Below are 20,938 nucleotides of genomic sequence, written 5' to 3'. Positions count from 1 at the left end.
ACAGGAACTTATGAAAACGGTAAACAAACCTCACATGAAAAATAAAGAATAATATGGAAGAAAACACTTCTTTTGGTTCTTTTGTCATGGTATACTCAATTGGTAATAGACAAAAATGGGGGTTTTTACTATGACAATGAAAAAAGGCCTAACGATCAGCCTGCTCATTTTTTCGCTGATTGTTTCATTGTTTGCGCCAGTTGGATCTGCGGATGCCAAACAAGTGAAAAAAGCAAAAGTAAGTACACACTATTATAAAAAGAAAAAAACGTTTAAATATGCACAGGTGAAAAACCTTAGTAAAGCGCATATGAAAACCATCAACCATGATTTAAAAGAAGATATCGCATTTTCCTATTCTACGTATTTGTTCTTAAAGGACGAAGCGAAAAAAGAAGGCATTGGGAAGATCACATACGAGAGATCGTTTAAAACGAAATTTAACAATGGGAAGAAACTAAGTATCCTAAACTATGATTACATGAATGACGGTAGCATGCATGGGGATACGATGGTTACGAGCATGAACTATGTGTTAACAAAGAAAAAAACAAAGCAACTGTACTTTACAGATGTGGTAAAAACAAAGAAAAAGCGTACAAAAGTAAGAGATTATATCTATAACTACACAAAGAAGCATAAAAGTAAATTCTATGCGAATCTGAAAAAAAGCGATATTCAAATCGGCTACGACACGCAGTACTACTTCACGAAAAAGGGAATCGCTGTTGTCTTCCAGCCATATGAAATTTCACCGTACTATGTAGGAATTCCTATGATTCAAGTACCTGCGAAGGTGTATAAATAAACAAGAGAAACGGCCATGAATTTGGTCGTTTTTTTATACATAAAAAGAGCCCCTGGTGATGAGGCTCTTCTTTTTACATTTATACTTGTTTGGGTGCATCGTTTAGTGGGTGACGGCGTTTGCCGTTGTAGTGGCGGCGCATACGAAAGATTTCAAACTCCGAAAGCTCTGCGCTTTTTCGTTTTTGGGTGCGGTTATCTTTTTTGAAAGAGAATAGTAAGTAGCAGCAAAGTGAAGCGATAATCAATAAAATCATCATATGACATTCCTCCAATTCATCCTATTCTTTAAGTGTAGACAGGGTGAGTGATGTTTATAACTGAAAATAGTTAGCAAATAGCGTTTAGTTCTAAAGGTTTATTCTGGCTGCTTTTTTAGGTCTAAAATACTGGTTGTTTTTAACTATTATATTTCCAGTTATTTCACTCGTCAAGAAGAATTTTTCTGGGGTTGTCTCTATTAGTACGATTAAGTGTCATAAAAGTTTCAGAAAATTGTAAACTTTTATTAAAAAACCGTTCCCGAACAGGAACGGTTGTAAACATGTTTATGCTTTTTCTTCAAATAAACGTGCAATTTCCACGATCACTTCTGACGCTTTCAGCATGTTCTCTACAGAGATGAATTCATATTTACCATGGAAGTTTTCCCCGCCAGTAAAGATGTTTGGCGTTGGAAGTCCTTTATATGAAAGCTGTGAGCCATCTGTACCGCCGCGGATTGGTTCAATGACAGGTGTCACTGAGCGGTTTTCCATGGCTTCATGAGCGATGTCTACGATATGTTTAACTGGCTCAATTTTTTCTCTCATATTGTAATATTGATCCTGAATGCTAAGGGTGATGCTGTTTTCGCCGTAGACTGCTTTTAAGTCGTTTGCGATTTTTTCAAATAGTGCTTTGCGCTTGTTGAATTTCTCTTTATCAAAATCACGAATAATATATTGCAACTCTGCTTCTTCTACTTCTCCTACAAATCTTGTGAGGTGGAAAAAGCCTTCGTATCCTTCTGTGTATTCTGGAGATTCATCTGAAGGAAGTTTGTTGTGAAAGAGCATGCCGATCTTTGCAGCACTGACCATTTTGTCTTTTGCTGTCCCTGGATGGACGTTGTTTCCTTTAATTGATACTTTTGCACCTGCGGCGTTGAAGCTTTCATATTGAAGCTCTCCTAGCGGGCCGCCGTCAATCGTATAAGCATAAGAAGCGCCAAAGGCATCAACATCGAATTTGTGAGGTCCTCTGCCGATCTCTTCATCTGGTGTGAAGGCGACACGAATTTTTCCATGCTTGATTTCTGGATGCTCAATCAGGTAATGCATGGCGGTCATAATTTCTGCGATACCAGCTTTGTTATCTGCACCGAGCAGGGTCGTGCCATCAGTCGTGATGAGCGTATGTCCTTGGTATTTTTGTAAATTTGGAAACTGTGCTGGAGATAATACGATATGTAGATCTTCGTTTAACGTGATGTCCCCGCCTTGATAGTTCTCGTGAATCTGCGGTTTCACGTTCTTGCCAGTGAAGTCAGTGGCTGTGTCGATATGAGCCAGGAAGCCAATGGTTGGCACTTCTTTGTCTGTGTTAGATGGGATCGTGCCCATGACATAACCGTTTTCATCCATTGTCACTTCTTGAATGCCGATGGATTTCATCTCTTCAACTAGCTGCCTTGCTAGGTTCAGCTGTCCTTCAGTGGATGGGCAGCTCTCTATGTCTGCATCAGACTGTGTATCCACTTTTACATAACTTGTGAATCGCTGGATCATTTCCTCTTTCATCAATACGTCACTCCTTTTGTAGAATATGTTCATTTTATCATGTCTTGAATGCGCTTCATAACAAGAAAGGCTTTCTCTGACAATTAGAGAGGAAAAAGACCTACTTTTATTTTGCGATGTGCTGAATGGTTCTTTAGGGTGATTTTTTTGGGTGTCTTTTTATTTATAATGAGGACATATAAAATCATCCATTTGTACGTTAATTTGGGAGAAAGGGGTGCGAAAGTTGGATTCTAGTCAAACACTTGCACTCGCTCAAAAGTTCCAGGAAGCCGCTGATGGCATTCGGCAGTCGAAGCAGCTGCTTGAGAATCGGCTGAAGGCAGTTGGATCAGGCTGGCAAGGGGAAGCAAGAGATAAATTTGATCAAAGCTTTGAGGAAACAGCGGTACGCTATGATCAATTTGAAAAGGACTTGCTTGAAACAAGTCAGGAACTGCGGGATGCTGCTGTCAAAATCGAGGAACGTAAAGCTGAAATCGCCAAAATGGAAGAGCTTGAGCGAAAAAGGCGAGAAGAACGGAGAGAAAGAAATCGAGAAGGGAGATGATGTGATGGCGCGTGACATTGTAGTAGATCCAGATCAGCTGACAGGGCTGGCGAATGATTTTGTAGGAGAGCTTTCGGCCATCGAAACAAAGCACCACGATTTACATAGTGAACTGGATGGCCTCATCCTAGGCTGTGATCCCCGTTATCGAAGCTGTTTTTCTGGAGTAGGAGATGCATGGGGTTCTGGACAAGCCTTAATGAGCAAATTGAGCAGTGACGACATTGCCATTCGTCATGCAACGGATAAAATGGTCGAAGCTGATGATATTTTAAGGAAAATGTACAGTCTGTATGATCAATATGGTACACTCACGAGCCTAGCTGGTATTGTGATGATGCAGGCAAAATACTATGGGCTTGGCATGACGACTTTTATTAAAGAAAATGGCCGATATGCTGCGCAGCATTCAAAGCTCCTTCTTGATGTGACCGGACGGGTAGAAGGTACGAGATTTGACCGGTTGGCAAGGATTTGGCTGAGCAAAAAAGAATTATTAAAACGATCGAATTGGTCGATGGCTGACCTGGTCCATAAGAAATTTACAAAATTTTATCCTAGCGATACAGTGGCGTTCACGAACAGTGTACGTGATTTCACAAAAGGAAGTATCAATTGGAAGGACACAGCTGGCATCAAGTCTGTTCTGAAAAATGGTGCAAGATTTGCGAAAGGAAATGCTATCATTGCAACGGTCGTCACAGGTGCAACAGAAACGGTTGGCTGCGGTCTGAAAATTGCGGAGAACTATGCGGAATTTGGGGATCAGCCAGAAGTTCTCAAGCGTGAAAATGCAAAGGCTGTTGGAAATGCAGTGAATAATACGGTCTTTATTGCAGGCGGATCTGTTGCAGGTGCCGTTGTGGGCGGCGCTCTTGGAAGCTTTGCAGGACCGATTGGAACAGTGGTTGGCGGTGCGATAGGATCAGCAGTAGGTGGCTTTATTGGTGAAAAAGTCGCCAAGCTTACTTCTGGTTTTGCAGAACAGGTCGCAGTGAAATTAAAAGACCCAATTCATGCGGTTGTCGATAAAGGAAAAAAAGCATTTGAACTGGCAGGTCAAGGTGTTAAAGCAGTCAATGACACCATTGATCAAGCAAATCAGGTGATACATAAAGGAATAGAAAAAACAAAAGAAACCGCAGATTCGCTGTTGAAAGGTGCAGGTGATTTCTTGAAGGGCGCATTTTCTTTTGGATAAGGAGAGATCAAGTTGGATCAGCTAAGTCTAAGTATCGAGGAACTCATCTTTAGTTTTTACAGTGAAGGCTATTTTGAGCAAGGGATGTCTTTAAAGGAAGCCTATTATCCAGATGTAGAGGATGAACGTCTTGGATTTTTATTTGAAATTGCATGCCGCTCTTTGCTGGCAAAAGACGTGCTGGAATTTCGAAATAGACAATACCGTTATAAAGAAAAATACCGGCATTTCATTCAAGCCATGAACGATGCATCACATACCGTGAAAGCTTCAAGGTTTGGTGCATTAGATGAAGAGGTCAGTACGTCCTTTCATACGACTCAGGCAGGTGTGTATTCACACCATACGCTTTATGATCAACAAGTGCATCAGATTCACAAACTAAAAGACGATCAGCAGACTGTGGAGCAAGTGACAACCTTTTTGAACATACACATGAGTGAACACCTCACACCAGTCATCAATTTGCAGGCAGAAGAATTTGAACTGCTGTTAGAACAAGCCAGTCAAGGGAATGATGATTGGCCTTCTTTTCTAAATAAAGCAGAGAACCAAGAGCTTGTGAGGGCATTTGTTTCTGATGTAAGGGTTAGAAAAGGAAAAATGGATTCTTTGATGAAGGTCACTTATGATAAAAATAATACGCCGGATGTAGAGTCTATGATATTTGTTATTCCGGGGCAGAAGCATTCTTGGCTAGTGTCGGGCATGAAGGAAAATGAATTTCGGATAGAGACGGCTCATATGGACGGTTTACGTTCTATATTCTAATGGAGAAAAGGAGAATGGCGCTTGAATCCAAGTGAAGTAATAGAAGTGAGGAGCAGACCCTTTCTAAGAGTATGGGCATTCTTAGCAACGGGCGGGTTTGGCATCATCGGTATTTGGTTATTTTCAGAAGCTCTTACATTTGAATCGAATTATACGTTGTTTTTATTTTTAGGTGGATTATTAGGCATTGTCTATGGGTGGATCTCTTTTTTGATGATTCTTCCGGCTTTTACGAAGAGGGGAAATGTGATTTTTCGCATTCAGCGAGGAGAGAATGGCGCTGTTTTATACCGGCAACAAACAATCCCTTTTCAAGACATTCAATCTATTGATATGCGCAGGCATCGTTACAGTATCAGGGGATTTCTGTTCATGGATGTGCTCATTCGGAAAATGGATGGGAAATTGATCAAGATTCCGGCGTACAGTATTTTAGATGAAGAAGTATTTGAGCAAACGGTGAAACAAAACATTTATCCATATTTACATGAGACTGCCCAAGAAAATTGGAAACAGCAGCATGGTCATGGTGAAAAGCAGAATCAATAGATGTTTTAGCCATCATTCCATGAGGTGAGACGCCACTTTTTTTAAGAAATCGTGTATGATGTCAGTAAAGACTGAACAATCAAGAGGTGATGAGAGATGGACAAAGAAATGGTAATCGACCTCGTCACAGAACAAATGGCACGAATTCGAAAAGAAAAAAACTATACACAGGACCGCATGGCTGAGGTGCTTGGGCTATCCAAACGGCATTTGCAGCAGGTAGAAAAGAATCGTCTTCGCCTCAACTGGACGCAATCTGCGGCCGTATGTGCATTATTCAGGGATAGTGACATTTTAAAAGGGACACTTGGGGATGATCCGCTTGAGATTTTGGAAGTCGTCGCCCACGATGAATTGCATTTATCTGTTGAACGTACGATTGGCGGAAAGGTTTGGTGGCGGACGTCTGTGAAAAAAGGTACGTTTCGTCTCCAGCAAAATGTACTAAGCCAGCATTACCGCATCTTAGATGATGAGAATTATCGCTATTATAGTTCCTTTAATAAAGAAGAAGCGAAGCGGCGGTTAGAGGAATTAAGTGAGCTGTCGTAAGCAGAAAAAGAGAGGTCCCTCTATGACAGGGACCTCTCTTTTTTGTGTTGTTTATACTTTCAGAGTGTTTTTCGCCCGAATAAAGGCAACAAGCTGTTTGATTTCTTCATCTGTTAGTGGAACGCCGTCTACATGGATGGTTCCTTCTTTTGCTTCCGTCAGCTCAATTTTGATATCAGAGATTTTGCGTTGGATCTCTGGCTCGTCCGTTCTACCAAGTAAAAAATCAATGGACGTATCATACAAATCAGCCAGCAGTTTCACTGCTTCAAGCGAAGGTCGTCGGTACCCAGATTCGTAACCGGCATAGGTGCTTTTGGCGATACCTAGGCGATCTGCCGTATGCTGGAGAGACCATTTTTTCTTTTTTCTAAGGGTGGTTAAACGATCGAGTATCATACATGAACGCTCCTTTATATACAACAACAGTATATCATATTTTGACAAAGAGTGTACGCGTTATGCGTAATAATTTCTTGATTAATTCGCGTTATGTGACTATAATGGCAATGAAGGTACGCGTAAAGCGTATATTATAGAATAGCACAAGCTGGCTTATAATATGTGTGACAAACGAAGTAATTTTACTGAAAGAGGTGGACCTGTTGAAGAAATTATTGCTTTTAACCACTGGTGGGACGATTGCATCTGTAGAGAGTGAAAATGGTTTAGCTCCAGGTGTTAAAGCTGAGGACCTTTTAAGCTATTTAAACGAAATTAATGCAGACTACACAATGGACACAAAGTCCCTAATGAGTATAGATAGTACCAATATGCAGCCTGAATACTGGGTTGATATCGCAACAGCCATTTATGAAAATTATGATCAATATGACGGATTTGTCGTCACGCATGGTACGGACACAATGGCCTATACATCAGCAGCACTATCGTATATGCTGCAAAATCCTGATAAGCCAATTGTCATTACAGGGTCGCAAATCCCGATTACGTTTAAGAAAACAGATGCGAAGAAAAACATTACAGATGCGATTCGTTTTGCATGTGACGGTGTTGGCGGCGTATACGTCGTGTTTGATGGCAGAGTCATTCAAGGAACTCGCGCAATCAAACTAAGAACGAAAAGCTACGATGCATTTGAAAGTATTAACTACCCATATATTGCATCGATTGAAAATCATCAAATTGAATACAATAGCAAAGTAAAAAGATCATCAATGAAACCGCTTAAATTAGATGCATCCTTGAACACAGACGTTTGTTTATTAAAACTGCATCCAGGACTGAAGCCTGAGTTTTTAGATTCAATCAAAGGTTTGTACAAAGGGGTCGTCATTGAAAGCTACGGCAGCGGCGGAATTCCTTTCGAAGGAAGAAACCTTTTAGAAAAAATCAACGAATTGCTGGAAGAAGGCATTTCTGTTGTGATCACCACTCAGTGTCTCGAAGAAGGAGAAGACATGAGTGTGTATGAAGTAGGACGTAAAATCAATCAAGAACTGGTTGCTCGTTCAAGAAACATGAACACAGAAGCCATCGTGCCAAAGCTCATGTGGGCATTAGGTAAAACAACAGATCCACGAGAAGTGAAAAAGATTATGGAAACGCCAATCGCAGAAGATTTAGTGATTTAACTATTCTATAGAAAGCAGGTCATACGAGATGGTTCAAGCAACTTATCGTTACGAGAAGGATTTTCTAGGTGAAAAAGAAATTCCCGCAGACGTGTATTATGGTGTTCAAACGCTTCGTGCAAAAGAGAATTTCCCGATTACAGGATATCGCATGCATGAAGAACTCATTCGAGCATTTGCCATTGTCAAAAAAGCAGCAGCTCAAGCCAATATGGAAGTCGGACGTTTATATGAAGGAATTGGAAATGCGATCGTTCAAGCTTCAGATGAAGTGATTGAAGGCAAATTCCATGAATATTTCATCGTAGACCCGATTCAAGGCGGCGCAGGAACGTCTATGAATATGAATGCCAATGAGGTCATTGGAAACAGAGCCCTCGAGATCATGGGACATCAAAAGGGCGAATACATTCATTTAAGTCCAAACACACATGTGAACATGTCACAATCGACAAATGATTCGTTCCCAACGGCGATCCATATTGCAGTGCTCAAGCAGTTAGACATTTTACTTGAGACGATGCAGGCCATGCATGACGTATTTCAAAAGAAAGCAAAAGAATTCGATCATGTCATCAAAATGGGGCGTACTCATTTACAAGACGCTGTTCCGATCCGTTTAGGACAAGAGTTTGAAGCATACAGCCGTGTGCTCAGCCGTGATATTAAACGAATCAACCAATCAAAACAGCATTTATATGAAGTGAACATGGGTGCGACCGCTGTTGGGACAGGCCTCAATGCAGATCCTCGCTACATCGAAATCGTCGTGAAGAAGCTTGCTGATATTTCTGGACTGCCATTAGTAGGCGCAGAGCACCTCGTAGATGCGACGCAAAATACAGATGCATACACAGAAGTATCTGCTGCCTTAAAAGTATGCATGATGAACATGTCTAAAATTGCGAATGACCTTCGCTTAATGGCATCTGGCCCACGTGCAGGACTTGCTGAGATTGCATTGCCAGCCCGTCAGCCGGGATCATCCATTATGCCTGGAAAAGTCAATCCAGTCATGGCAGAGCTCATTAACCAAATCGCATTCCAGGTCATTGGGAACGACCACACCATCTGTCTTGCTTCTGAAGCAGGCCAGCTTGAGTTAAATGTGATGGAGCCTGTTCTGGTCTTTAACTTGCTTCAATCTATTAGTATAATGAATAACGGATTCCGCTCATTCACAGATCATTGTTTAGCGGACATCGAAGCAAATGAAAAACGTTTGAAAGAATATGTCGAAAAAAGTGCAGGTGTCATTACTGCGGTAAACCCTCACTTAGGCTATGAAGCCGCGGCTAGAATCGCAAGGGAAGCCATTTTAACAGGACAATCGATCAGAGATCTTTGCCTGCAAAATGATGTGTTAACAGAAGAAGAACTTGATATTATTTTGAATCCTTACGAGATGACAAAGCCTGGCATTGCGGGTGCAGAGCTCCTAGAGCGATAATAATATCAAAAATTTTATTTTATTAATATGTGGAATTGCCTGTGAAATAGAGAAAAACAGGCAATTCACTTTCTTTCGAATTGACACACTTTTTTCACAATATTTTGAAAACGCTTAACGCACGCACAAAGGGAGGAAACAAAATGAAAACACCACGTCTACCGTCTATTTTAGAAGTCGTGTCTGTACTTGGCTTATTTTTAGCAATTGTTTTATCATTCACTCTTTACTTCAAACTAGATATTCAGCTAGCATTGTTCATCTCATGGTTTATGGTTATTGCTTTAGGAATTCGTTTAGGGCATTCGTACAAAGACCTTCAAAATGCGATCACAAAAGGGATATCAAATGGATTAGAGGCTGTTTTAATCTTAATTGCAGTAGGTGCACTTGTTGGTACATGGATTGCTGGCGGTGTTGTACCCACGTTAATTTATTACGGACTGGAATTTATTCATCCTAATATCTTCTTATTAGCTACACTGATTATCTGTTCTATTATGTCTGTTGCTACTGGTACGTCTTGGGGTACAGTTGGAACGGCAGGTATTGCGATGATTGCGATTGGTGAAGGATTGGGTATCCCATTACCGATCGTAGCTGGGGCTGTTTTATCTGGCGCTTATTTTGGTGATAAATTATCTCCTCTATCTGATAGTACTGTGCTCGCTTCCTCTCTTTCAAAAGTGGACGTGCTGGCGCATGTAAGAGCCATGATGGTTTTATCCATACCGGCCTTTGTGATTACGGCTATTATGTTTACAATTACTGGATTTATGTATGGTGGAAGAAATATTGATCAAGATAAAGTAGAGTTTTTGAAACAAGCATTGCAGGATACATTCACGATTAATATTTGGATGATCATTCCGGCAGTCATTGTTGTCCTATTACTTGTATTGAAAAAACCGTCAATGCCTGTTATCGCAATTGGTGCACTGCTTGGGGCAGTCTGGGCGATGGCATTCCAAGGAATGAACCCAGCTGATGCGCTTGGTACAGCTTATAACGGCTTCTCTATTAATTCAGATGTAGATTTCTTAAATACACTGTTGAACCGTGGCGGTATTGTGAATATGTTAGGATCTCTAGTGGTCATTATTCTTGGACTTGGTTTTGGTGGAGTTCTTGAATACTTAGGCGTGTTAAAAGTGATCGTCGCAACATTCGAGAAAAAATTGCACAATGCAGGAAATGTGACACTGTCTACACTTGTAGTAGCATTCTTTGCGAATATCTTTGGTTGTGCAATGTATGTCTCATTAATTCTTACACCAAAAATCATGGAAAAAAGCTATGACAAATTAAAATTAGACAGACGTGTGTTATCTAGAAACTCTGAGGTTGGTGGAACACTTACGTCTGGTATGGTTCCATGGTCAGATAACGGAATTTACATGGCAGGGATTCTAGGCGTCTCGACATTCTCTTATTTACCATTTATGTGGCTGAGCTTTGTTGCCATTGGTCTTGCCATCATCTACGGATATACAGGGAAATTCATTTGGTACGTGAAAAATCAACAAGACTCAGAAGAATCGGCATCATAAGCCACTGCAAAAGCCGCCCCTCCCCCGGGCGGCTTTTGTTTGTCCTAGGACCGTAAGACTATGTATGTTTCCAGAAGGGTGGTTGTGTATTTTGACCCCCTATAAAAGAGGGCTTAAGGTGTGGTGTGAAGCAGATTGAAAGCATATTTATACCATAAAAAGGGCACAAATCCCTATTCAAACATGAGTCTTTGAACCTTATAATAACAATATTGGAAAAAGTGCGATTCACCATTACGCTCGTTTAGAGGGACTCTAAGCAGCGTTTTTATTTTTGACAGGAGGAGGAACCCATATGAGCTTATCGGATATGCTGTCTGCCCTTAACGGTGGCATTTCAAATAAAAAGGCAGAGATCGAAGAGAAAATTGCTCGACTCAAAAAGGCAAAAAGTAAGATTGAACGTGAACAAGATGCCGCAGAAACAGACCTAAAACAAATCAAGCAGCCAAAGCTTGGGGCCTCTTGGAAAGGGGAGCGGAGCCAAGATTTCAAATCAGAACGAAATGAAGCGCATGATGCGCTGCAAACGATCGTAAGCGATAAATATCCACGCTACGTGAGCCGAATCGAATTCAAAATCAGTACACTAGAAGCAGAGCAGGCTGCCTTATCCTTTGCCAGCTCTTTAGCTGGAGATGCCGCACGTTTGGCTGAAAAAGGAGAAGACGCAGTAGAAGACGCAAAACGCTTGATCTCAAAAGCATGGAGCAGCTTGTAAGCGAGCTTCATGCTGAACCAATCTGGAGGATATCATAATGGGACAAATTAAGTTAAACTACCAAACAGTGATGGATAAACTAGATGAAGTCTCCCAAGCAGTTGAAGCTTTAACAATGAAAAAAGCAGCAGATAAAGCTGGTGAAAACAGCCTTGAATTTGTAACCAAATGGACGGCACGTGAAGCAGAGGTGGGCGAAATGGTCTCAAGCTTTAAAGAAGCCTTAATCAAAAACGTTCAGGATACACGCTCAAATGTGAAGACGCTAAAAGAACAGGATGAAGCGATTGCGGCAAAATCATAAGCCCCAATCGTTTTATTGATAGCGTAGCTGAGTACGATGTAAAATATAGTCGTAAAGACTCATATATAATTCGGGATTTATGACCTTAGATTATTCCGTTTTTCTTCCAAACACCATGTTAAAAGGACACCTTTTCCCTATTTAAGCCTAAGGCTTTTCACCTTATACTATACTTAATGAAAGCGAACGATAGAAATGTCAGGACTGGAAAAAGCAGATGATCTGCCCGGTTTCAAAAACGCTGACGCCGTGCTTTCTTATGAGGTCTAATAGAGGTGGATGACATGAGTTTATCCGAGATGCTGCACCATCTGCATATGGGGATTGAAAACAAACGTGCAGAATTTGACGAAATGATCTCTCGGTTAAAGACAGCCAAAAGTAATATTCGAACAGAACAAGATCTTGCGCAGTCTGACATAAAGGAAATCAAGAAGCCTGCTCTAGATTCGTCATGGAAAGGTGAGAGAGGAACGGACTTTCACCGTCATCGGAAAGAAGCCTATCACGTGCTGCACGACATTGTGAACAATGAGTATGAAACCTATATTACGGAGATAGACCAAAAAATTATGCACTTTGAGTTAAAAAAAATGGAACTCGCTGTCGCTAGTAATTTTGCAGGAAGAGCCCAAGATGTGATGGAAAAAGGCGAGGATTTTGCAAAGGATGTCAAACATTTAATTGAACGGGGCTGGAAAGCTCTTTAATAAAATAAACGAAACAGCCGGCTGAACAAGCGGCTGTTTTTTTTGGTTTAGTCACATCCGCTGCTACCACCTGAATCACCACCGCAGGAGGCATCAGAAGCGTGATGTGTATACGAATCAGTATAGTTACTGGTTGTTGAACTGTGATGTGCAGAATGCCTAGAAGATGAACGCTTATCTTTTGGTGTAAACATGTGGGCGGTAATGGCGCCTAAAGAAGCTATGATGATGATGATAACAAACATGATGTATCCCTCCTCTTGTTTCATATTCATACGTTTGAGCCATAACAAAGTTCCCGGTCGGAAAGAAAAACTGGGCAAAGAGTTCTATTTTCGTTTATGATGATAGGCAAAAGTAATTGACCAAGGGAGGGGAGTCTATGTTATCTCTACGTCAGGAGGAGCTGTTGAGGCGGTTAATGCAGGCAGAGCAGGAGCTGACAGGTGAAGAAATTGCACGCCTGATAGGCGTCACATCACGAACAGTTCGAACAGATATGAAAGCGCTTAAATCAATATTAGAAGCACATGGGGCAACACTTCATATGAAACGTGGAGCAGGGTATACATTGACTGTCGAAGATTATGGAGCATTTCGTACTTTTTTGAAAAACTCAATGAGAGAAAGAAATGAAAAAAAGAATCAAGTTATTCCAAATCAGCCTGAGGATCGTATCTCTTATTTATTGAGAAGGCTTTTGTTGTCCGAAGACTATAAGAAATTAGATGAATTGGCCGAGGAATTATTTGTGAGTGAATCTACTGTGAAAAATGACCTGAAAGCAGTCAAGCATCTATTTTCTTTACATGGACTTTCTGTTGCACACCGACCTAAATATGGACTGAGGCTGACTGGAGATGAAATGAAATTAAGGTATTGTCTAGCTGAGCATGTGTTTCAGCAGGAGCATCCGAACCCTGCCCTTTTACCTGAAGAAACGTATCAATTGATTCAAGATATGGTGCGTTCACGTACAAAGGCAAGCGGCCTTCATGTCTCAGAGATCGGTTTAAGCAACTTAGTGACACATATCGCCATTGCGTGCAAACGAATTGAAGAGAAAAAATTGGTGATGATGCCGGAAGGAGAACTCAAAGACATTCAAACACAGCCCGCTTTTCAAGTGGCGAGGCAAATGGCAGAAGATATGCGTCACGTACTCGGTATAGATTTTCCATTATCTGAAATGGCCTATATTGCGATTCATTTAATGGGTGCAAAAATGATGGCGTATGGAGAAACGGGCCACACGCTATTTCACATGCTTGATGAAGAGCATTTCCGTTTAACTCACCAACTACTTGGTTATGTCGAAGAGCACATGTCACTTGATATTCAGACAGACAAGGAATTGATTGTGGGACTAAGTCTTCACCTGAGATCAGCGATTCATCGGTTCCGATATGATATGAACATCCGTAACCCCTATTTATCAGACATAAAAAGGCATTATCCGATTGCTTTTGAAGCAGGTGTCTATATGGGAAGATGGTTGAAGGAAAATGAGAATGTAGAGATTCATGAAGATGAAATCGGATATTTGGCGCTGCATATTGGTGCTGCCATAGAGCGGACAAAAACTCAGACTGTGAGAAAAAAATGCTTGATTGTGTGCGCAACGGGTGTCGCGAGCAGTCAGCTTCTTCTCCATAAGCTGAAGGCCGCCTTTAGCGAAAGGCTAGAGATTGCTGGTACTGCAAGTGTCAGTGACCTTTTGTCGTATGACTTGAGAAGTATCGATTTGATCATTAGTACCATCCCGCTTCAGAACACACTACCTGTGCCAGTGATTGATGTACATACGATCCTCAGTGAAGACGATATGTTGAGGCTGAAACAATTTGTACAGGGGTCACAAGAAATGGGGGTCTTGCGATATATCAGTCCGAAGATGACTTTTTTTCAGCAAGATCTACAAACAAGGGAAGAGGTTCTTCAATTTTTCGTGAATGTATTGCAGGAACAAAACCGAATCCCCGATGATTTTGAACAGCTATTGCTGGAAAGAGAGGAAGTGTCACCTACGTCGTTCGGTCATTTGGTCGCAATTCCTCACCCAATCAAACCGGCAACAGATGATACGTTTTGTGCGATCTGTACGTTGAGAAAACCAGTGCTGTGGGGCGAAGAGCGGGTACAGGTCGTCTGTTTGTTAAGTATACAGAAGACGTATCAGAAAGAATTGCAGTCACTTTATCAATTTCTTGTGCGTTTGACAGAGCAGAAGGAAGTGGTGGAGCAAATCATCAAAGCTGCTTCATTTGAAGAACTGACGGCGGCGCTGCACGTGTTGGAACAGCCAGATGAAAAAAAAGGATACCCATTTCCGCATCTGTGAGGAAAAAGATTGGATGTTAATGAAAGCGCTTTTAAAATAACATCAAAAAGGAGGATGATCACGAGTTTTTGTAAAGGGGGAGACGGATCATGAGCTTTAAAGAGAGAGCGGCCGACGTCATGGGACATGTCGCTTATCGTATTACAAATCAGAAATATATTATGGCGATTAAGCAAGCATTTGTCACATTAATGCCAATTATCATTACGGGGGCATTTGCTGTACTGGTCGCAAATATGATCATGAGCCCGGAAACGGGGCTTGCCCATTTTGAGATATTCAGGTTTTTAGCAGAGCTTCAGCCAATTATGAAGGCAATCAATTATGCCACGCTGAACTTTTTAACGATCGGGGCTGTGTTCCTCATCGGGATTGAGCTCGGGAAAATCAATGGACACAAATCATTGTTCCCAGGATTAATGGCATTGATTTCATTTATATCCGTTATTCCGACGACACTTCTTCTTGAAGTCGATGGATCAATGCGTGAGGTTGTCGATGTGCTGGCGAGGCAATTCTCCGATCCAAAAAGCTTATTTTTGGGTATGATCATTGCCATCGTCTCTGTAGAAATCTTTTGTAAGCTTACCGAGGTGAAGTGGCTGCAAATTAAGATGCCAGATTCTGTTCCATCAAATGTGGCGACGTCTTTTTCTTCACTTTTCCCATCAATTATTACGATTACAATCATTAGTTCATTCGGGTTTGCGTTTCATCGTGTGACAGGCATTTATTTGCATGAAGCGGTGTATAACGTCGTGCAGCGTCCGCTTGAAAGTGTTGTGCAGGGACTGCCTGGTATTTTAACGTTAATGTTTGTGGCTCAATTTTTCTGGGTGATCGGTATTCATGGCAACCAAATGATTAAACCGATTCGCGAGCCGCTGTTATTAGGATCAATTGCAGTGAATATGACAGCATTTCAAGAGGGCAAAGAGATTCCAAATATTATCACGATGCCATTTTGGGATGTGTATATGAGCATTGGTGGTTCGGGTGTGACGATTGGTCTGTTGATCGCCATTTTTATAGCAGGAAGAAGAGAAGAGATGCGGAGCATTGCCAAGCTTTCATCAGGACCTGGACTGTTTAACATCAATGAACCAGTTATTTTCGGATTACCTGTCATGTTGAACCCTGTGATGGCAATTCCGTTTATCGTTACACCACTCGTGACAGGTACGATTGGTTATATCGCAACCGCTACAGGTTTTGCGGGGAAAGCGGTGGTGATGGTGCCGTGGACGACACCTCCGATTGTGAATGCTTGGCTGTCTACCGCTGGCAGTATGGGGGCTGTCATCACACAGCTTATCTGTATTGTTGTCGCTGTTTTCATCTATTTACCTTTTGTCCTCTTATCCAACCGGAAGCCAGAAGCAGCACCTGATTCAGAATAGAAGGAGGGCTCATGAATGAACATGCAATTTAGATGGTATGGCAAAGAAGATCCTGTCTCCCTTTCATATATTCGGCAAATTCCCGGCTTGAAAGGGATTGTCAGTGCCGTCTATGATGTGCCGGCTGGCGATCTGTGGCCGGAGGAAAGTATTGCTCATTTAAAAGCGGAAATCGAACGTCACGATCTTGCTTTTGAAGTCGTAGAAAGTCTCCCGGTCCATGAAGATATTAAGCTGGGAAAGCCTAGCCGGGATGTTTATATCGAGCATTATCAAGAAAATATCCGGCGATTAGCAAGGCATGGTGTGAAGGCCATTTGTTATAACTTCATGCCAGTCCTTGATTGGACACGAACACAGCTCGATTTCCCACTAGCTGATCAATCGACGACTCTTGTTTATTTTCAGCATCAGCTTGAACAGATGGATATAGAAAAAGATCAACTTTCCTTACCAGGGTGGGATACGTCTTATACGCAGGAAGAAATGAGAAAGTTGATGGCTGCATACAGGGCATTGGGGGAGGAAGGGTTGTTTGAGAACCTAGACTATTTCTTGGGAAATATCCTTCCAGTTGCAGCGGAAGAGAACATGAACATGGCACTGCATCCAGATGACCCTCCTTGGAACATATTTGGTCTGCCCCGCATTGTCAGCTGTGAAGAACAAATAGATCGTATCCTTCAGCTCGATGAACGCTCACAGCATGGACTGACCTTTTGTTCCGGTTCCCTAGGCTGTAATGCGAAAAATGATGTTCCTGCACTTGCGAGAAAGTATGCTAAAAAAGGGCGTATACACTTTGCTCATTTACGCAATGTCAATTTGTATGAAAACGGTGATTTTGAAGAGTCGGCACACCTGTCGTCAGCAGGTAGCCTCGATATGGGAGCGATTGTGAACGTATTGTTTAAGGAAGGATTTGCTGGCTATGTCCGGCCAGATCATGGACGAATGATCTTTGGTGAGACGGGCAGACCTGGCTATGGATTATACGACCGAGCACTTGGAGCTATGTATTTACAAGGGATGTGGGAAGGACTTCAAATTCACACGAAGAAAGGTCAGGTGGCAACATGAACAAAATCGACATACCCAATGACTTTATTCTAGGTGCTGCGGCTTCTGCTTGGCAGACGGAGGGTTGGAAAGGGAAGAAACCGCATCAGGATTCGTATATAGACCTTTGGTATAAGGAGGGGTATCACGTATGGCACGAAGGATACGGACCAGCAGGAGCAACGAATTTTTACGAGCGCTATCCTGAAGATGTAGCCCTTATGAAGGAAATTGGGTTATCTCATTACCGGACATCGATCAATTGGTCGAGGTTTCTCATCGATTACGAGAATGGAATTGTAGATGAGACCTATGCTCGTTATATTGATGATTTCATCAATGAATTACTTGAAGCAGGTGTAGAGCCGATGTTTTGCTTAGAGCATTATGAGCTTCCTGCCGTTTTACTTGAAAAGTACGGCGGCTGGTCATCTAAACATGTTGTCGAGCTGTTTGTTCTTTATGCAGAAAAAGTGTTTGAACGCTATGGAGACCGGGTCAAATATTGGTTTACCTTTAATGAACCAATTGTTGTTCAGACTCGTGTGTATCTAGATGCTATTCGTTATCCTTTCGAGCAAAATACGAAGAAGTGGATGCAGTGGAACTATCATAAAGCCTTGGCGACAGCAAAAGTGGTGAAGCTGTTTCAGGAAATGGGCTTGAAGGAATCAGCCGGTGCAAAAATCGGGGTCATTCTCAATCCAGAAGTGACGTATGCGAGATCGACTGCGTCACATGATCAAGAAGCTGCCCGCATGTATGATTTGTTTTTTAATCGAGTGTTCTTAGATCCCTCCATTAAAGGCGAGTATCCAGAAGAACTGCTTGATGTATTGAAAAAGCATGACATTCTTTTCGATGCAACGGAAGAAGAGCTTCAGATCATTAAAGATCATACAGTCGATGTGGTCGGTCTTAATTTATACTATCCGCATCGCGTTAAGGCACCTAGCAAGGCTTGGAACGAAAATACACCGTTTCATCCATCTTATTATTACGATCTATTTGAGCTCCCAGGGAGAAAAATGAATCCATTCAGAGGTTGGGAAATCTATCCGAATATTGTCTATGATATGGGTATGAGAATAAAAGAGGAATACGGGAATATCGAGTGGTTTGTGGCTGAAAACGGTATGGGGGTCGAGCAGGAAGAACGGTTTAAAAACGAAGACGGCATCATTGATGATCAGTACCGAATTTCATTTATCAGTCAGCATTTGAAAAAAGCCCTTCAAGCGAAAAAAGAAGGTTCAAACTGCAAGGGATATATGCTGTGGGCTTTTACGGATAATGTCTCACCGATGAATGCATTCAAGAATCGCTACGGATTAGTAGAGATCCAGCTGGATAATGAACGGAATCGTCAGATGAAAGCGTCAGGATACTGGTACAAGACATTAATCCAAACGAGGAAATTAAGGGATGAACCAGATTTTATTTATCAATAGGAGTGATGGGATATGAAGCGAATCATTCTCGCTTGTGCAGCAGGAATGTCAACGTCGATTGTGGTATCTAAAATGAAGGCAGCCGCAGAAGGAAAAGGGCTGGATTATGAAATTTATGCGATACCTGAAGGGGCCATTGCGGACGAATTAGAAGAGCATGGGGACGATGTAAAGGTCATTTTGCTAGGGCCGCAAGTTAGCTTTATGAGAAAGGCAGCAGAAAAAACAGCGGCACCTTATCATATACCTGTCGATGTGGTAAATGTAAGATTATATGGAACAGCGAATGGAGAAAAAATTCTAGAACATGCACTGAAACTAGCAAATGAATCTTGAGCAATCGGAGGAGAAGCAGATGACGGTATTAGAGGAAATGCAGGGAGCAGCCTTTCAAATCATTGCCCATGCAGGTGAGGCACGAAGCCATTATGTAGAAGCCATTCGTCTAGCAAGAGCGGATGACTTTGAAGCAGCGCAGCAGTTGATTGAAAAAGGGGAGGAAGCGTTTCGAAGCATCCATGACCTGCACTTGTCACTGATACAAAAAGAGGCGGCAGGGGAACAGCTTCCCTTTTCTTTACTGCTCATACATGCAGAAGACCAAATGCTCACAACAGAGACCATCCATCTGCTTGCCATTGAAATGATCGAAATGTGTAAAAAAATGAATACCCTGTCAAAATAGATATAGTTATTAACCAATTTCTGTTATAATCATTCGATAGATAAAGAGAAAGCAGGATTGGTGAATGAAAAAAACATGTATGTGGCTTGCAGTTGGTCTAGTCATGCTGCTCATTTCGGGCTGTATGGGTACGAAACAGCAAACAGAAGGAAACCAGCAAGCCATCAAAGAGGTAAAGGGTCAAGGACAAACGAAAGAAACAACAGAAACGCAGCAAATTGAAGCGGCAGAGATAGACAAACAAAACTGGATTCAGCAAAAGGAACCCGTTGCACTTCCAATCTTGATGTATCACAGCATTTCTAGGGGTAATTCTTTACGTGTGCCAAAAAGCGAATTTGCGGCTCATATGAAGTGGCTGAAAGACAACGGCTATGTCACGCTGTCGCCGAAAGAGGCATATCAAGTTCTCGCGACCAATTCGACACCAAGTGAAAAGTATGTTCTTATCACATTTGACGATGGATATACGGATAACTACACAAAGGCATTTCCGATTTTAAAGGAATATGGAATGAAAGCCACGATTTTTATGATCGAGCAGTCCATCGGCCGCCCGCATCATTTAACCGATGCCCAAATGGATGATATGGTGGCGCATGGTATTTCAATAGAGAGTCACACCATTCATCATTTAGAGCTCAATCGTTTATCACAGAAGCAGCAGGAAGAAGAATTAAAAGGATCGAAGGTATTCTTTGACCAGCGGTTTTCCCAACAAACGGTCATGGTCAGCTATCCGGTCGGTCGCTATAACGAAGACACGCTGAAGCTGGCGAAGGAAGCAGGATATGAAATGGCTGTAACCACTGAACCAGGACATGCGAAAAAGGAACAAGGCATGATGTCCTTACACCGCCTGCGCATTTCACCGGGACTTTCACCCGAAAGCTTTGGCAGGCTGATAAAGGGAAATTGATCAATATTAGATCACAGATGTTTCACATGAAACATTTTACGACACGTTTCGTGGAGATGATTTGTGGATCGACAACATCATAGGGCTTGAGTACACATCTAGATATATTCTTCAGACGTGATCGTCACACATAATGTTTTTTAAATGATGTGAAAAGGGAGAGAGCAAAGATGTCAAATTTTCTTGGAATTGATCATGTCCAGTTAGCTGCCCCAAAGGGGAGTGAAGAGAAAGCACGTTTGTTTTTTGGAGAGATTCTAGGAATGAAGGAAATACCTAAGCCTGTTCACCTAGCAAAACGTGGTGGTGTTTGGTTTCAGTGTGGCAATCAACAGCTTCACATTGGCATTGAAGATCAATTTCAAGCAGCGAAAAAAGCTCATCCAGCTTTTCAAGTAAAAAAATTATCAAATGTAAAAGAGACATTAATGAAACATCACATTCTTATAAAGGAAGATCAGCCGTTAGATGGAGCCATCAGGTTTTATGTAGATGATCCATTTGGAAATCGAATTGAATTTTTAGAGAGACTGTAGAAAATA

24 protein-coding genes are annotated in these 20,938 nt (G+C 41.8%); 20 read left to right on the top strand and 4 right to left on the bottom strand.

Annotated elements, in window-relative coordinates:
• Window positions 1–130: 130 nt before the first annotated feature.
• Window positions 131–808, top strand: coding sequence for a DUF3298 and DUF4163 domain-containing protein (locus FBF75_RS09130; RefSeq protein WP_017368341.1), 678 nt, complete (start codon window positions 131–133; stop codon window positions 806–808).
• Between the two features lie 79 nt (window positions 809–887).
• Here the strand turns inward: FBF75_RS09130 and FBF75_RS09125 are convergent, their stop codons facing one another.
• Window positions 888–1,067 (bottom strand): hypothetical protein, encoded by a 180-nt coding sequence (locus FBF75_RS09125; RefSeq protein ID WP_008345664.1) that lies wholly within the window; start codon window positions 1,065–1,067, stop codon window positions 888–890.
• Window positions 1,068–1,355: 288 nt separating this feature from the next.
• Complete coding sequence (gene pepT / locus FBF75_RS09120; protein WP_008345662.1) at window positions 1,356–2,588, bottom strand: peptidase T; 1,233 nt, start codon at window positions 2,586–2,588, stop codon at window positions 1,356–1,358.
• Window positions 2,589–2,814: 226 nt separating this feature from the next.
• On the opposite strand from pepT, the gene FBF75_RS09115 reads away from it, so the two are divergent.
• The 5 genes from FBF75_RS09115 to FBF75_RS09095 all read left to right on the top strand — a co-directional run bounded on the left by FBF75_RS09115 (window position 2,815) and on the right by FBF75_RS09095 (window position 6,211).
• The gene (locus FBF75_RS09115; protein ID WP_136944650.1) at window positions 2,815–3,138 is read left to right on the top strand and encodes a WXG100 family type VII secretion target; all 324 of its coding nucleotides are present in this window, start codon (window positions 2,815–2,817) and stop codon (window positions 3,136–3,138) included.
• A 4-nt stretch (window positions 3,139–3,142) separates the two neighbouring features.
• The gene (locus FBF75_RS09110; RefSeq protein WP_017358662.1) at window positions 3,143–4,339 is read left to right on the top strand and encodes a DUF6861 domain-containing protein; all 1,197 of its coding nucleotides are present in this window, start codon (window positions 3,143–3,145) and stop codon (window positions 4,337–4,339) included.
• Window positions 4,340–4,351: 12 nt separating this feature from the next.
• The gene (locus FBF75_RS09105) at window positions 4,352–5,110 is read left to right on the top strand and encodes a hypothetical protein (RefSeq protein WP_136944649.1); all 759 of its coding nucleotides are present in this window, start codon (window positions 4,352–4,354) and stop codon (window positions 5,108–5,110) included.
• A gap of 21 nt (window positions 5,111–5,131) precedes the next feature.
• Window positions 5,132–5,659 carry a YfjD family protein gene (locus tag FBF75_RS09100; protein WP_007497966.1) on the top strand — a complete coding sequence of 176 codons (528 nt, stop codon included), beginning with the start codon at window positions 5,132–5,134 and terminating at the stop codon, window positions 5,657–5,659.
• Between the two features lie 96 nt (window positions 5,660–5,755).
• Window positions 5,756–6,211 (top strand): helix-turn-helix domain-containing protein, encoded by a 456-nt coding sequence (locus FBF75_RS09095; RefSeq protein ID WP_007497964.1) that lies wholly within the window; start codon window positions 5,756–5,758, stop codon window positions 6,209–6,211.
• A 51-nt stretch (window positions 6,212–6,262) separates the two neighbouring features.
• Here FBF75_RS09095 and FBF75_RS09090 read toward each other — a convergent pair whose 3' ends face one another.
• Entirely contained in the window at window positions 6,263–6,610 is a 348-nt protein-coding gene (locus FBF75_RS09090) for a helix-turn-helix domain-containing protein (protein ID WP_017368336.1), read from the bottom strand.
• A 206-nt stretch (window positions 6,611–6,816) separates the two neighbouring features.
• On the opposite strand from FBF75_RS09090, the gene FBF75_RS09085 reads away from it, so the two are divergent.
• From FBF75_RS09085 to FBF75_RS09060, 6 genes are all read left to right on the top strand, one after another.
• The gene (locus tag FBF75_RS09085; protein WP_017358664.1) at window positions 6,817–7,806 is read left to right on the top strand and encodes an asparaginase; all 990 of its coding nucleotides are present in this window, start codon (window positions 6,817–6,819) and stop codon (window positions 7,804–7,806) included.
• Between the two features lie 28 nt (window positions 7,807–7,834).
• Window positions 7,835–9,256, top strand: coding sequence for an aspartate ammonia-lyase (gene aspA / locus FBF75_RS09080; protein WP_017368335.1), 1,422 nt, complete (start codon window positions 7,835–7,837; stop codon window positions 9,254–9,256).
• Window positions 9,257–9,399: 143 nt separating this feature from the next.
• Window positions 9,400–10,806, top strand: a complete 1,407-nt coding sequence (gene nhaC / locus FBF75_RS09075) for a Na+/H+ antiporter NhaC (RefSeq protein ID WP_017358666.1) — start codon at window positions 9,400–9,402, stop codon at window positions 10,804–10,806.
• Window positions 10,807–11,101: 295 nt separating this feature from the next.
• Window positions 11,102–11,527: a YwqH-like family protein gene (locus FBF75_RS09070; RefSeq protein ID WP_017358667.1), complete on the top strand. Its 426-nt coding sequence runs from the start codon at window positions 11,102–11,104 to the stop codon at window positions 11,525–11,527.
• A 37-nt stretch (window positions 11,528–11,564) separates the two neighbouring features.
• Complete coding sequence (locus FBF75_RS09065; protein WP_008345634.1) at window positions 11,565–11,831, top strand: YwqI/YxiC family protein; 267 nt, start codon at window positions 11,565–11,567, stop codon at window positions 11,829–11,831.
• 284 nt (window positions 11,832–12,115) lie between these two features.
• Complete coding sequence (locus FBF75_RS09060; RefSeq protein ID WP_007497950.1) at window positions 12,116–12,541, top strand: YwqH-like family protein; 426 nt, start codon at window positions 12,116–12,118, stop codon at window positions 12,539–12,541.
• A 47-nt stretch (window positions 12,542–12,588) separates the two neighbouring features.
• Here the strand turns inward: FBF75_RS09060 and FBF75_RS09055 are convergent, their stop codons facing one another.
• A complete protein-coding gene (locus tag FBF75_RS09055; RefSeq protein ID WP_025208222.1) occupies window positions 12,589–12,786 on the bottom strand; it encodes a hypothetical protein in 198 nt (65 codons plus the stop codon).
• A gap of 137 nt (window positions 12,787–12,923) precedes the next feature.
• On the opposite strand from FBF75_RS09055, the gene FBF75_RS09050 reads away from it, so the two are divergent.
• From FBF75_RS09050 to FBF75_RS09015, 8 genes are all read left to right on the top strand, one after another.
• The gene (locus FBF75_RS09050; protein ID WP_136944648.1) at window positions 12,924–14,882 is read left to right on the top strand and encodes a BglG family transcription antiterminator; all 1,959 of its coding nucleotides are present in this window, start codon (window positions 12,924–12,926) and stop codon (window positions 14,880–14,882) included.
• An 89-nt stretch (window positions 14,883–14,971) separates the two neighbouring features.
• On the top strand, window positions 14,972–16,282 hold the full coding sequence (locus FBF75_RS09045; RefSeq protein ID WP_024719533.1) for a PTS sugar transporter subunit IIC: 1,311 nt from the start codon (window positions 14,972–14,974) through the stop codon (window positions 16,280–16,282).
• A 15-nt stretch (window positions 16,283–16,297) separates the two neighbouring features.
• On the top strand, window positions 16,298–17,362 hold the full coding sequence (uxuA, locus tag FBF75_RS09040) for a mannonate dehydratase (RefSeq protein ID WP_136944647.1): 1,065 nt from the start codon (window positions 16,298–16,300) through the stop codon (window positions 17,360–17,362).
• A complete protein-coding gene (locus tag FBF75_RS09035; RefSeq protein WP_136944646.1) occupies window positions 17,359–18,792 on the top strand; it encodes a glycoside hydrolase family 1 protein in 1,434 nt (477 codons plus the stop codon). Before uxuA ends, FBF75_RS09035 begins: the two co-directional genes overlap by 4 nt.
• Before the next feature lie 12 nt (window positions 18,793–18,804).
• A complete protein-coding gene (locus FBF75_RS09030) occupies window positions 18,805–19,128 on the top strand; it encodes a PTS sugar transporter subunit IIB (RefSeq protein ID WP_008345616.1) in 324 nt (107 codons plus the stop codon).
• Between the two features lie 19 nt (window positions 19,129–19,147).
• On the top strand, window positions 19,148–19,477 hold the full coding sequence (locus FBF75_RS09025) for a PTS sugar transporter subunit IIA (RefSeq protein ID WP_008345614.1): 330 nt from the start codon (window positions 19,148–19,150) through the stop codon (window positions 19,475–19,477).
• A gap of 64 nt (window positions 19,478–19,541) precedes the next feature.
• Complete coding sequence (locus FBF75_RS09020) at window positions 19,542–20,396, top strand: polysaccharide deacetylase family protein (protein ID WP_136944645.1); 855 nt, start codon at window positions 19,542–19,544, stop codon at window positions 20,394–20,396.
• A gap of 170 nt (window positions 20,397–20,566) precedes the next feature.
• Window positions 20,567–20,932, top strand: coding sequence for a VOC family protein (locus tag FBF75_RS09015; RefSeq protein WP_017368328.1), 366 nt, complete (start codon window positions 20,567–20,569; stop codon window positions 20,930–20,932).
• Window positions 20,933–20,938 lie beyond the last annotated feature (6 nt).

This window comes from Bacillus sp. S2(2019) (genome assembly GCF_005144805.1).
GTDB classification, from domain to species: Bacteria; Bacillota; Bacilli; order Bacillales; family Bacillaceae; genus Bacillus; species Bacillus altitudinis.
Note: the sequence above shows the minus strand (reverse complement) of the source record. Positions and strands in the feature narration are given on the sequence as shown.

What these genes read in the sequence shown, in the direction of transcription:
- FBF75_RS09130 (WP_017368341.1), top strand. Translation starts at nt 131, where the DNA reads ATGACAATGAAAAAAGGCCTAACGATCAGCCTGCTCATTTTTTCGCTG.
- FBF75_RS09125 (WP_008345664.1), bottom strand. Translation starts at nt 1,067, where the DNA reads ATGATGATTTTATTGATTATCGCTTCACTTTGCTGCTACTTACTATTC.
- pepT (WP_008345662.1), bottom strand. Translation starts at nt 2,588, where the DNA reads ATGAAAGAGGAAATGATCCAGCGATTCACAAGTTATGTAAAAGTGGAT.
- FBF75_RS09110 (WP_017358662.1), top strand. Translation starts at nt 3,143, where the DNA reads ATGGCGCGTGACATTGTAGTAGATCCAGATCAGCTGACAGGGCTGGCG.
- FBF75_RS09095 (WP_007497964.1), top strand. Translation starts at nt 5,756, where the DNA reads ATGGACAAAGAAATGGTAATCGACCTCGTCACAGAACAAATGGCACGA.
- FBF75_RS09090 (WP_017368336.1), bottom strand. Translation starts at nt 6,610, where the DNA reads ATGATACTCGATCGTTTAACCACCCTTAGAAAAAAGAAAAAATGGTCT.
- aspA (WP_017368335.1), top strand. Translation starts at nt 7,835, where the DNA reads ATGGTTCAAGCAACTTATCGTTACGAGAAGGATTTTCTAGGTGAAAAA.
- nhaC (WP_017358666.1), top strand. Translation starts at nt 9,400, where the DNA reads ATGAAAACACCACGTCTACCGTCTATTTTAGAAGTCGTGTCTGTACTT.
- FBF75_RS09070 (WP_017358667.1), top strand. Translation starts at nt 11,102, where the DNA reads ATGAGCTTATCGGATATGCTGTCTGCCCTTAACGGTGGCATTTCAAAT.
- FBF75_RS09065 (WP_008345634.1), top strand. Translation starts at nt 11,565, where the DNA reads ATGGGACAAATTAAGTTAAACTACCAAACAGTGATGGATAAACTAGAT.
- FBF75_RS09060 (WP_007497950.1), top strand. Translation starts at nt 12,116, where the DNA reads ATGAGTTTATCCGAGATGCTGCACCATCTGCATATGGGGATTGAAAAC.
- FBF75_RS09055 (WP_025208222.1), bottom strand. Translation starts at nt 12,786, where the DNA reads ATGTTTGTTATCATCATCATCATAGCTTCTTTAGGCGCCATTACCGCC.
- FBF75_RS09050 (WP_136944648.1), top strand. Translation starts at nt 12,924, where the DNA reads ATGTTATCTCTACGTCAGGAGGAGCTGTTGAGGCGGTTAATGCAGGCA.
- FBF75_RS09045 (WP_024719533.1), top strand. Translation starts at nt 14,972, where the DNA reads ATGAGCTTTAAAGAGAGAGCGGCCGACGTCATGGGACATGTCGCTTAT.
- uxuA (WP_136944647.1), top strand. Translation starts at nt 16,298, where the DNA reads ATGAACATGCAATTTAGATGGTATGGCAAAGAAGATCCTGTCTCCCTT.
- FBF75_RS09035 (WP_136944646.1), top strand. Translation starts at nt 17,359, where the DNA reads ATGAACAAAATCGACATACCCAATGACTTTATTCTAGGTGCTGCGGCT.
- FBF75_RS09030 (WP_008345616.1), top strand. Translation starts at nt 18,805, where the DNA reads ATGAAGCGAATCATTCTCGCTTGTGCAGCAGGAATGTCAACGTCGATT.
- FBF75_RS09025 (WP_008345614.1), top strand. Translation starts at nt 19,148, where the DNA reads ATGACGGTATTAGAGGAAATGCAGGGAGCAGCCTTTCAAATCATTGCC.
- FBF75_RS09020 (WP_136944645.1), top strand. Translation starts at nt 19,542, where the DNA reads ATGAAAAAAACATGTATGTGGCTTGCAGTTGGTCTAGTCATGCTGCTC.
- FBF75_RS09015 (WP_017368328.1), top strand. Translation starts at nt 20,567, where the DNA reads ATGTCAAATTTTCTTGGAATTGATCATGTCCAGTTAGCTGCCCCAAAG.